Below are 12,021 nucleotides of genomic sequence, written 5' to 3' on the forward strand. Positions count from 1 at the left end.
CAAAACTTAGTAGTCTGCTACACCAATTTTGACGGGTTTGTAGTGAGCAATAAATCGCTCACTACAAACTTATTCTGGATCATCGTCAATTACTGCACTACGATCAAGTAGTAGTAAGTTGCGAAGTTGATCTGTATTCATTTCAGTTAACCATTCTTCACCAGCACCTACAACTTGTTCAGCCAGTTGTTTTTTACTTTCAATCATGTCATGAATTTTTTCTTCTAAAGTACCAGTGCAAACAAATTTATGTACTTGCACATTTCGGGTTTGACCAATCCGAAATACTCGATCTGTGGCTTGATTCTCCACGGCTGGATTCCACCATCTGTCAAAATGAAATACATGATTTGCTCGTGTTAAATTCAGTCCTACTCCACCCGCTTTTAGAGAAAGAATCATAATCGGTGGACCTTGAGGATCGTTTTGGAAACGGTCGATCATTTCCTCGCGTTGTTTTTTACTAGTGCTGCCATATAAAAAGAATATTTCTCGTCCTAGCTGTTTTTCTAAATGGGGTTTAAGTAACTTTCCCCACTCAGCAAATTGAGTAAAGATTAGAGCGCGATCGCTTTCTGCTAAAACTTCTTCTAACATTTCTTCTAACCGCACAAGTTTGGCTGAATTATGTGGCTCTAATGTCGCTTGTTTCAAATATTGGGCTGGGTGATTGCAGATTTGTTTGAGTTTGATTAGTAAAGCCAATATCATCCCCCGGCGTTGCAATCCTTCCGCAGATTCAATCTCTGCTAAAGATGCTTCTACAACTTGTTGATAAAGTGCAGCTTGTTCGCCAGTTAAACCGCAAAATACGGTCATTTCTTGCTTATCTGGTAAGTCTTGAATGATGTCGCGATCGCTTTTCAATCGCCGCAGTATAAATGGTTGAACTAATGAACGTAACTGAGCCAAAGAAGCTGTATCCCCATACTTTTCAATTGGCATCGCAAACCGACGCTGGAAAAATTGCTTATTACCTAAATACCCAGGATTAAGAAAATCTAAAATAGACCATAGTTCTTGCAGTCTATTTTCTACGGGTGTCCCCGTTAATGCAATGCGAAACGTAGCTGATAATTGCCGGACTGCTTTTGATTGCTTCGCCTCTGGATTTTTGACATTTTGCGCTTCATCTAAAACAATTATCTGCCAAGAGACACTTTGTAATGACTTGATATCTCGATGAAGAAGTGAGTAGCTGGTAACGATTAAATCGTGATTTTTCACTGCTTCTAAAAACGCTTTTCCTTTTGGGCGTTTGTCACCGTGATATTGCAAAACTTTCAGGCTTGGTGCAAATTTATTGACTTCCCTTTCCCAGTTGCCTAAAACAGAAGTTGGACAAACCAATAGAGTGGGATTTTCGAGTGCATCTTGTTCTTTCAAGTGCAGCAGAAAGGCAATGAATTGGATAGTGTTATGACAAATAATATTGTTAGCAACGAAATTGTGATGTTTGCTAACTTCAAAGTCGTAAACCCACCCTTCATACTCCACATCTTCAATAGACTTAATCTGGCAATAAAAGACCTCTTGATCGAGAAGACATTGCAAAGACTCTCTTGTTAAGCTAAACTCTTCTACATCTAGGTTGCCATAGGCTGATAAAGTTTGAGTTGTCCACTTGGAAGGTTTTAGTAGCTGATACTGCTCTTGGTCTTCTCCACTAATCATGCGGCTCATCCCAGCTATTACTCGCTGTAAACTATTTTGAGAAAATTGCTGTGAGCCATTAATATAAACAGTGTTGTGCATTCCAAAATGCCGCAACGGTAGTCCCGTGGCTCTGACTGTTTGGGCAACAATATCAGAAGCCGGAATTCCTTCAATATTTGTGTTGCTGACTAGTTGACAAATTTGTTCTAATTTGCTCTGTTTTTCTAAGTTATTAAAACCAATTTCTTGCAAAAATCTGCGGGCAGAATTTCCACCAATTACACCGATATAGTAGGTGCGAAAAGTACGAGTTCCATTAGTGGCACACTTCAGTTTGGGCGATATTCGCAACCAAATGCCGAAACGACGTAACAGAGTAGAAAGTTGCTGAATTAGTAAAGCTGAAGCTGTAGAAATCTCGATACTCCCCATACTCCAAACCACAGCAGATTCAGCATCAAAATAGTTTTGTAAAAATATCTGCACACTATTCAAGTCTGCCTGCATGATGAAAGGCGGAATAGATTTTTCTGCTGACAGTTTTCCCCAAACATAACCTTTAGCTTCTACAAATCGCCGATAGGCTTGGCTGTTAACTCGAAGACAAGGAACTCTATTAGGAAAGGTGCAGATATTAGGGCTGTTAATTTTGAGGTTATAGCGCTTTTGAATGCGTTGGCAAGTCTGGAGTAGATCCTCTAGTACTCTGGTGTCTTTTTGAGATATTGTGACTCTTCCGACATCGGGTAGTTCATGCCCTTCGGCAATCTGCCAAGCGAGAAATTTGACTAAATCAGGATCTTGCGGTTGTCCATTCCAAAGCGTTTTACCTGGTACACAAACGTAATCACCTACCTGTAAGTTATTTGTCCAACCTTTGCTTGTCAGCAGCTTGTGACGACGGGTAATGGTGATACTATTACCGTCTTCTAGCGTAACTTTTCGTAATTTCTCGCGGACTTGCTGCCGATATAACCGTCTGACATTAGCTTGGACGATTTTGCCAGTTTTTTCATCTATGGAATTAACTAATAATTGCTCTGTGGGGTTAGCCCAAAATCCTTCGCCGTCAAACTCTGTTGCTCCAGCGTGAGTTGTCCAGATTGTCTCGGCTGTGTGTAACAGTCCGTTTACATCTAGTAATGTATTATTTACTACGCATTTACCCAATCCCATATCGTCTGCAAGACACGCACCCAAACCCCAACGTTCCAAGAAGGATAGCCAAGCGGCACCACGTTCTTGATAAGGTCGCAACTGTCCTTTAAAGCCTGTTGGTGTGGGCAAAGGTGCGATCGCTTGATTATCTGTTAACGCCCCAATCAACTCTTGCAATGCCCCAGAAGCCTCAAAGCTGACCACTGGTAACTTTTCAATTATCTGGGTATCCCCTGTACTGAAACGCAAGGCATCTTCCAAGGAAAGCGCCATTTGGTCTTTGCGAGTGGTAAAAAAAGTTTGGGCTGTCTTGATGTCTTGCGATCGCAATTCTACCCACTCGCCGTTAATTTCCACTAGCGGACTATTTAAAGCCACAAGTCTATCAAACTCAGCTTTGGAAATAGTTTGTCCACCAATTGCCAATTGCCATTGAAAATTCAGCAGACTTTGCAATCCTAAACGTCCCTGCTTTGTCTTTGGGGTTTCGGCAGTAATTTTCAAACCCAAACGATTCGCCCATCCTTCACGGTTCGCTAAACTGGGAGGCAAAATTACTCCCAAACCACTGTCTTCCAACCTCCAAGCTACAGCCTTGATAAACTCATAAGCTTGAATGGGGGTGAGATCAGAAAATTGGGGATATTCGGTTTCAAAACTGGGTGCGATCGCTGGATATAATCGGGAAGCTAGCCCCAAACCTCGCAAAAATGTTTCTTGTGGTTGCTCAATTACCCGATTTTCATAAACCAATTGCTCAACTGGATTATTCCAAATAGTTGCCGCATCCACCAAAAACTCTGGATTGTCAGCCGCTTGCAGGAAATACGCCAATGTCCAATCTGTTTCGCCAGCCTCTGGAGAACGCAATTGAAAACAGGCACGAAATAGAGTTTTAAGAGTTAATTGGTATTGTAGCGGCATAGTCCAAGACTTCAGTGCCGCTTCCAGTCGTTCCACTTCAATTGCATCTGCATTGACTGTACCAGATGCACTAGTTAAAGCTTGCAACCACAGTCGCACCGCAGATGGTAAAGATGCCATCGCTTTCGCTTCCATTGGAGGTTGGGAACCCTCCATTTCTCGCACTTGGGCATCTATCGTACTATTAAGAAATCCCAAAAGTAATTCTTGAGGTTCGCCGGGGAAGTTTACATAGATTGGGCATTGGGCATTGGTTATTGATTCTTCTCCCCCATCTTCCCCGACTCCCCACTCCCGACTCCCCACTCCCTCCTGATAGGTACGACAAACCAATGGCATATTCGCAGAAAATTTTTCTAGGCGGGTTCCATCTACAGCACTGTCTAGAAGTACTTGCCAGCTAGTGGCAAATGCACCATCTGATTGTCGCCCAATTATTGGTAAAAACTTACACCGTGAGATTAAATCTAAACTCCACCGGGCAACCTGCGACCAAAAACGTAAATCTCCTCCTAAAAAGGCATCTTCCCCTTTAGCAGCATTTAGGGGAACAGCAGTGAGAAATTTTACTGCCTCGCTGGGATTAAGACAAAAACCCTCAACTCGCCACGGTTGCAAATATTGGGGGGAGTCTGTATCCAACCCCAAGCTGGCAGAATGCACAGGGAAAATCGCTGCTGTTCCTTCTTTACTGCCTTCGGGGATATAAGTTGGTAGGGCAATTATTTGCGAATGCGTTGGCAAACTGATCTCAGTAGCACTGGCTGCTTTGCGCGTTAGCGTAGCTCCTGCTTTGGAGGCTCGCCCAGTAGTAGTGATCGCGATCGCTACTTGAGGTTGTTGGATGAAGTTGGTAATCGCCATGTTCCGCGATCGCAACCACTCACTCAACTCAACTGATGTCATTGCCAATGGATGTAGTGGTATATCTCCAGAGCCATTAGGCTCGAAATTTACTCGTGGCGATCGCCACGTTTCTCCCCAAATAAATAAACAACCATTTTGATTTTTTAGTAACCAATTCCCGTGTAAAATCGCCATTTGCTAACTACTCAGATTTTCCCAAAACTCAATAATCAAAATTGCCATTATTCTCTTTTTTGGATCTTCTCAATCAGATTTTTTAGTCAAATATTGCATATAATAAATATTTCAGCAAATATTCTACACAAAGATTATTAATAATGATTTTTCCCCTAATTAAAGTTTTAAAAAATGGGTTATTAGTGGAACTAGATTATATGTATCCTCAAGAACAGGAGGTTGTAAGAGCATTACTTAATGTTGTAATTGTTGAAGCTAAAACTTATCCCCAAAAGCAACCTCTATCTCAGGTAGAATTTTCAGCTTACTGGTTGAGTAAGGATGCCTTTGTTGTCAAGACATCTGTTGAGAATGCTACACACAAGCCAAAAGAAATATTAGGGGCGTTTTATTTAAAACCAAACTTTCCCGGTCGGTGTAGCCATATTTGCAACGCTGGTTTTATTGTACAACCTGGGTTACGCGGTCAGGGGATAGGGCGGTTCATGGGAGAGACGATGCTTTTGATAGCAGCTAATCTTGGTTATGAGGCAGTAATGTTTAATTTGGTCTTTGAAACTAATATACCTTCAATTACACTTTGGCAGTCGTTAGGATTTGAGATCATTGGGCGCATTGGGCGTGCGGCGAAGCTAGGGGATGAACAGGTAGTAGACGCGTTGATCATGTATCGCGCTTTGGGTTGAGCCACAAGTCTTATCTTTGTATGTACTAGGAGTCAGTCATAGGGCATAAATGTTAGGATTGCCACAGAAAGAGAATAGCGAAAGAGAAGGAAAAAAAACTGAATGGCAGAAGTTGATAAGTCAATATCCTTCGATGGTAGGGATATTCGACTGAAAGTAGGCTTACTAGCTCCCCAGGCTGGTGGGTCGGTGTTGATAGAATCAGGGGACACATCCGTTTTAGTTACGGCTACGCGATCGCGAGCCAGAGAAGGTATTGATTTTCTTCCACTCACAGTAGATTATGAAGAAAGGCTGTATGCCGCAGGCAGGATTCCCGGCGGGATCATGCGGCGGGAAGGTCGCCCACCAGAAAAAACAATTCTCACCAGCCGTCTTATAGACCGTCCCATGCGTCCCCTGTTCCCCTCATGGCTACGGGATGACCTGCAAATTATTGCCATCACGATGTCGATGGACGAGTTAGTACCGCCCGATGTGCTAGCAGTTACAGGTGCTTCCATCGCTACCTTGATTGCCCAGATTCCTTTTAATGGACCAATGGCAGCAGTGCGGGTTGGTTTAGTGGGAGATGATTTCATTATTAACCCCACCTATGCAGAAACTGAAGCTGGAGACTTGGATCTGGTCGTAGCAGGTTCACCACATGGCGTAATCATGGTGGAGGCGGGAGCCAATCAGTTGCCAGAGCGAGATATTATCGAGGCGATTGACTTTGGTTATGAAGCAGTGCGGGACTTAATCAAAGCGCAGCAAGATTTAATAGCAGAACTGGGTTTGGTAATAGTGCAAGCAGTAGCACCAGAAGTAGACCAGACGCTAGAAAATTATATCCGCGATCGCGCTAGTAGCCAGATTAAGAAAATCCTGTCTCAATTTCATTTCACCAAACCCGAACGCGATGACGCTTTAGATGTCGTCAAGGATGAAATTGCCACAACGATTAAGGAACTGCCAGAAGAAGACCCAATTCGAGTTGCCGCAACTGCAAATAGCAAGGCACTTGGTAACACTTTTAAAGATATTACCAAATACTTCATGCGGCGGCAAATCATCGAAGATAACGTTCGCGTTGATGGTCGTAAACTTGATCAAGTGCGACCTGTTTCTTGTTTAGTTGATGTCTTACCAAAGCGAGTCCACGGTAGCGGTTTATTTAACCGGGAACTAACTCAGGTATTATCCGCTTGTACTCTGGGTACACCTGGGGATGCCCAAAACCTCAACGACGACATGCAGCTAGATCAACACAAGCGTTATCTGCATCATTACAACTTCCCGCCTTTCTCAGTCGGGGAAACCAAGCCAATGCGGGCCCCAGGAAGGCGCGAAATTGGTCACGGGGCATTAGCAGAGCGAGCGCTACTACCTGTGCTACCGTCAAAAGAAGATTTTCCCTACGTGATTCGCATCGTATCGGAAGTACTTTCCTCCAACGGTTCCACCTCAATGGGTTCAGTCTGCGGTTCCACCCTCGCCCTAATGGATGCTGGTGTGCCAATTCTCAAAGCCGTCAGTGGCGCAGCAATGGGTCTGATTAAGGATGGGGACGAAGTGCGAATCCTCACCGACATTCAGGGCATTGAAGACTTTTTAGGCGATATGGACTTCAAAGTTGCCGGGACGGATGTCGGGATTACCGCCTTGCAAATGGATATGAAAATCTCCGGTCTATCTTTGGATATTATTTCCCAAGCTGTCCACCAAGCCAAATCAGCCCGGTTACACATTCTGGAGAAAATGCTCGCTTGCATTGACACCCCCCGGACTGAAACCTCACCCTATGCCCCACGTCTGTTAACAATCAAGATTGATTCAGACATGATTGGTTTGGTCATCGGGCCTGGAGGCAAGACTATTAAGGGAATCACAGAGGAAACTGGTGCTAAAATTGACATCGAAGATGATGGCACGGTGACAATTTCGGCTGTGGATGAGAACAGGGCTAAGAGAGCCAAAAACATCATCCAAGGTATGACCCGCAAGCTGAACGAAGGCGATGTCTATGCCGGACGCATCACTCGGATTATACCCATAGGTGCATTTGTGGAATTTCTGCCTGGAAAAGAAGGGATGATCCACATCTCACAACTTGCTGACTACCGCGTTGGCAAAGTTGAGGATGAAGTAGCAGTGGGCGATGAAGTGATTATCAAAGTGCGCGAAATTGATAACAAAGGTCGGATTAATCTCACCCGCTTGGGTATCCACCCAGATCAAGCAGCAGCAGCACGAGAAGCTGCGGCGGTGAATCGATAACTCGATTTGGGATTTTAGATTAGATTAAATCTAAAATCCGCGATGCCTATTGTGAAGGCATCGCCGTATGCTTCTCAAATTAGTTGCCGAACTTTTAAGTTGATATCACTTTGCGGTCATCAGATATAGTTCTTAGGTTTTTTAGACTCTAGTTAACGTCAATTCATTATTTATATTATTCTGTCAATCCGTAGTTTGAGTATTTTAAAATACATTATTTCTCTATTTACAAATTGAGCAAATTGCCCGATCATGGCGACACAGAAAAAATGTGATCAAAAACACTTTTTCTTGTAATCAGTCATAATTTATGTAATTTGTGCAATTAATCTCCTGTCAAAAATATCATGGCTTTAGTTACAACGATAAATAAACTGAAATCAAATCAAGTTCCCATACTCAGTGATTGCAGTTCACAAAGCCTGCTCAACTACTTTGAAAATTCTTGGGAACTTGAAGAAATACTCATGAAAAGTTTGGTCGGGGAAGAGACTTTTTATCTTAACCCCGATCCTTTAAGAAACCAGATAATTTTTTATCTTGGTCACTCAGCTGTTTTTTTGATCAACAAGTTAATTGCCGTTGGTTTAATAAAAGCTCGAATTAATTCACAATACGAAACCCTATTTGAAATCGGAGTTGATCCACAAACACCGACGGAACTCGACGCCGCTATGCAAGGGGTTAGTTGGCCTGATGTCAAAAAAGTTTGGCAATATCGGGACAAGGCACGAGAGGCGATCGCAAAGGTGATTCAAAATACTTCCCTGGATCTGCCGATTCATCAACAGCATCCCTTCTGGGCTTTGCTGATGGCAATAGAACATAGTCGCATTCACTTTGAAACCTCTTCGATGCTGGTGCGTCAATTGCCTGTTGATCGCCTAAAACGTCCCCAAGGCTGGAATTACGCACCTACTAACGGTAATATTCCTAACAATGAAATGCGCCGGGTTCCAGGTGGTGTAGTGAAACTAGGAAAACCCCAGGATGATCTTACCTATGGTTGGGATAGCGAATATGGCGATCGCACTGTTGAAGTGAAACCGTTTTTAGCTAGTCAACATCTAATCACTAACGGAGAATATCTGAAATTTGTTCAAGCTGGTGGTTACAAAAATTCCGACTACTGGGATAGTGAATCTGGGAATTGGAAGCAACTCTACAACGTCCAACATCCCAAATTCTGGATACCCTTTCAGGATGGCTACCGTTATCGAGCCACATTCGACGAAATAGACTTGCCTCTAGACTGGCCTGTGGAAGTCAATTACTACGAAGCGATCGCATTTTGTCGCTCTCAAGGCTCAGAAATACGCCTGATGAGTGAAGCCGAATGGAATCAAGCCTTACTTACCTGTGAGGATAACCAATTATTAGCTAACTATAATCTCAACTTACAATTCATTTCCCCCAGCCCAGTGGGAATGTTCAAACCAGCTAATAGTAGTTGTGGGCTTTATGACCTCAGAGGAAATGTTTGGGAATGGCTAGGGGACACTTTCAACGCCCTACCAGGATTTGAACCTCATCCGCTTTACGAAGACCAAGCAGCACCCTTTTTTGATGGCAAACATCAGATGATGCTCGGCGGTTCATGGGCTACTAATGGTTCAATGGCATTACCAACCTATCGCAACTGGTTTCGTCCCTACTTTTATCAACACGCTGGTTTTAGAATTGCTCAAGATTTGCAAGGGTAGAAAGGCACAAAAAAACTCAAAATTCCAAAAATTCATCTCATCGCTACGCGAACGGGTAAGCGAGAGGCTTCTTTTTGAGTAACGAACGTGGATTAAATAAAATCCAAAACTTTATCCTATCTCCAGCTTCCCTCTCCTTTATAAGGAGAGGGATTGAGGGTGAGGTAAGCCAGGGACTTAACAATTCAAAATTCAAAATTCAAAATTCAAAATTCAAAATTCAAAATTCAAAATTCAAAATTCAAAATTCAAAATTCAAAATTCAAAATTCAAAACAATTTCAGACGAAGATTTAAACCCCGCCTCAAACTGGGACTACCTGTAGAGATAGGGGTCTTAAACCCTTTTATTTACGATAAATTGGATGTTATTTAATTCTTATTCCTAAGCTAAACCAGAATGTTTTATTGTCCAAACTCAAGCCTAGCCTGTTCTACTAAATCAGCTGTCACAAACTCTTGCTCTGCTTCACGAGCCAGTTGTTCAATTCGGGCTTGAGCTTGAACACGGACAAAAAAGGGAATATTTTGTAACTTTTCCTTAGCTTCAGATGTCCATCGCAAAGCATCAATAAAATTGGAATCGCTCATAGTATTAATTACCTTGTTGACACTCTCAGGTCTAAAGACGCTGAGATTCTTTAATCAATGAGCCGACTTGTTTAAGCAGGATTACTCCAACAAAAATAGAGGTCGATTCTCCTAAAGCGTTAATTCCGGTATGCCCTACCGTACTCGATTTTTGCATTTCATTTTTCACCAAATTTAGCTTTCCTAAACTGCAATACCGTTAGGCATGACTACGCACCCAACCAATTTAGTCAGGTTTTTACGTTGCTTAGTTATACTAAATTTTTTTACACTCGTCATAATATCAGATATACCGTGACCAGTCAAGGAGTTAGGGGAACTATTGTCACGCGAGGCGCTGATATCTCAGCCCTAAAGGGACTAAAGCTCTAAGCTTACCGGGTATTTCTGTAAGTCGCTCAGTTGATTTAGCAGATTACTAATTCTCCTATAAAAAAAGCCCTTGCTTGTATGCAAGAGCCTCTAAATTATTTAATTGTCAGTGATTAGATAAACGTTACAACCTAATCGAGGTTGTCCATAAACATCACTGGCTCAGTATCGCGGTTAATTCCTTTCTCAAAACCAGCAGCAGCTGCCCGTGCGCGACCAGCGTGCCACAAGTGACCAACTAGGAAGAAGAACCCTAGTACGAAGTGAGAAGTCGCCAACCAAGCGCGAGGAGACACGTAGTTGAAGGAGTTAATTTCGGTAGCTACACCACCCACGGAGTTCAGAGAACCCAGAGGAGCATGGGTCATGTATTCAGCAGCGCGACGAGCTTGCCAAGGCTGAATATCGTTCTTGATTTTTTCCAAGTCAAGACCATTGGGACCACGTAGAGGCTCCAACCAAGGGCCGCGGAAATCCCAGAAGCGCATGGTTTCACCACCGAAGATGATTTCACCAGTGGGAGAGCGCATCAGATATTTACCCAATCCTGTGGGGCCTTGGGCAGAACCGACGTTAGCACCTAAGCGTTGGTCACGAATCAAGAAGGTCAGAGCCTGAGCTTGAGAAGCTTCAGGACCCGTAGGACCGTAAAATTCGCTGGGGTAAACGGTGTTGTTAAACCAAACAAAGAGGCAGGCAATAAAGCCCATCAAGGAGAGAGCGCCCAAGCTGTAGGAGAGGTAAGCCTCACCAGACCAGATTGATGCCCGACGTGACCAAGCAAAAGGCTTGGTGAAGATGTGCCAGATACCGCCAGCAATTAAGATAAAGGCAATCCAGATGTGACCGCCGACCACATCTTCCAAGTTATTGACGCTAACAATCCAGCCTTCGCCACCAAAGGGAGACTTGATTATATAACCGAAGATAACTGCTGGGTTCAATGTCGGATTAGTAATAATCCGAACATCACCACCGCCTGGTGCCCAGGTGTCATACAAACCACCAAAGAACATTGCCTTTATCACCAACAGCAGCGCACCGCATCCCAAAATAATCAGATGGAACCCGATGATGTTGGTCATCTTGTTCTTGTCTTTCCAGTCGTAACCAAAGAAAGAAGAGTATTCTTCTAAGGTTTCTGGACCACGGACGGCATGATAAATACCGCCAAAGCCAAGGACGGCTGAGGAAATTAGGTGGAGTACACCGACAACAAAGTAGGGGAAGGTATCGATGACTTCACCACCAGCACCAACACCCCAACCCTGAGTGGCGAGGTGAGGTAATAGGATTAAGCCCTGCTCATACATAGGCTTTTCAGGAATGAAGTGAGCGACTTCAAACAAGGTCATCGCTCCAGCCCAGAATACAATCAAACCAGCGTGGGCAACATGAGCACCCAGTAGTTTGCCAGATAGGTTGATTAAACGTGCGTTACCAGACCACCAGGCAAACCCAGTGGATTCTTGGTCGCGTCCAGCGCCGCCTAAGATATTTGGTCTATTAGAGAGCGTTACCACGTGGTAATACCTCCTCAGGGAATACAAATTGTTCGTGGGGTTGATCTTGAGGAGCCATCCAAGCGCGGATACCCTCATTCAGCAAAATGTTTTTGGTATAGAAGGT

At 43.6% G+C, this 12,021-nt stretch carries 6 protein-coding genes and 1 pseudogene; 3 read left to right on the top strand and 4 right to left on the bottom strand.

The window, feature by feature from the left end:
• Positions 1-69: 69 nt before the first annotated feature.
• Complete coding sequence (locus tag V7K31_RS12235) at positions 70-4,779, bottom strand: SNF2-related protein (RefSeq protein WP_335094604.1); 4,710 nt, start codon at positions 4,777-4,779, stop codon at positions 70-72.
• 143 nt (positions 4,780-4,922) lie between these two features.
• Here V7K31_RS12235 and V7K31_RS12240 point away from each other — a divergent pair, with 143 nt between their 5' ends.
• The 3 genes from V7K31_RS12240 (at position 4,923) to ovoA (ending at position 9,430) form a co-directional block, all read left to right on the top strand.
• The gene (locus tag V7K31_RS12240) at positions 4,923-5,468 is read left to right on the top strand and encodes a GNAT family N-acetyltransferase (protein ID WP_335094605.1); all 546 of its coding nucleotides are present in this window, start codon (positions 4,923-4,925) and stop codon (positions 5,466-5,468) included.
• Between the two features lie 102 nt (positions 5,469-5,570).
• Positions 5,571-7,727 (top strand): polyribonucleotide nucleotidyltransferase, encoded by a 2,157-nt coding sequence (locus V7K31_RS12245; protein WP_335094606.1) that lies wholly within the window; start codon positions 5,571-5,573, stop codon positions 7,725-7,727.
• A gap of 347 nt (positions 7,728-8,074) precedes the next feature.
• Positions 8,075-9,430 carry a 5-histidylcysteine sulfoxide synthase gene (gene ovoA, locus V7K31_RS12250; protein WP_335094607.1) on the top strand — a complete coding sequence of 452 codons (1,356 nt, stop codon included), beginning with the start codon at positions 8,075-8,077 and terminating at the stop codon, positions 9,428-9,430.
• Positions 9,431-9,834: 404 nt separating this feature from the next.
• Here the strand turns inward: ovoA and V7K31_RS12255 are convergent, their stop codons facing one another.
• The 3 genes and pseudogenes from V7K31_RS12255 to V7K31_RS12265 form a co-directional block, all read right to left on the bottom strand.
• The gene (locus V7K31_RS12255; protein WP_334833163.1) at positions 9,835-10,020 is read right to left on the bottom strand and encodes a PCP reductase family protein; all 186 of its coding nucleotides are present in this window, start codon (positions 10,018-10,020) and stop codon (positions 9,835-9,837) included.
• A 503-nt stretch (positions 10,021-10,523) separates the two neighbouring features.
• Entirely contained in the window at positions 10,524-11,915 is a 1,392-nt protein-coding gene (gene psbC, locus V7K31_RS12260) for a photosystem II reaction center protein CP43 (protein WP_335094608.1), read from the bottom strand.
• Positions 11,899-12,021, bottom strand: a pseudogene (locus V7K31_RS12265) (photosystem II D2 protein (photosystem q(a) protein)); the annotation flags it as partial. The gene psbC and the pseudogene V7K31_RS12265, both read right to left, overlap by 17 nt.

Source organism: Nostoc sp. (assembly GCF_036917675.1).
Taxonomy (GTDB): domain Bacteria; phylum Cyanobacteriota; class Cyanobacteriia; order Cyanobacteriales; family Nostocaceae; genus Nostoc.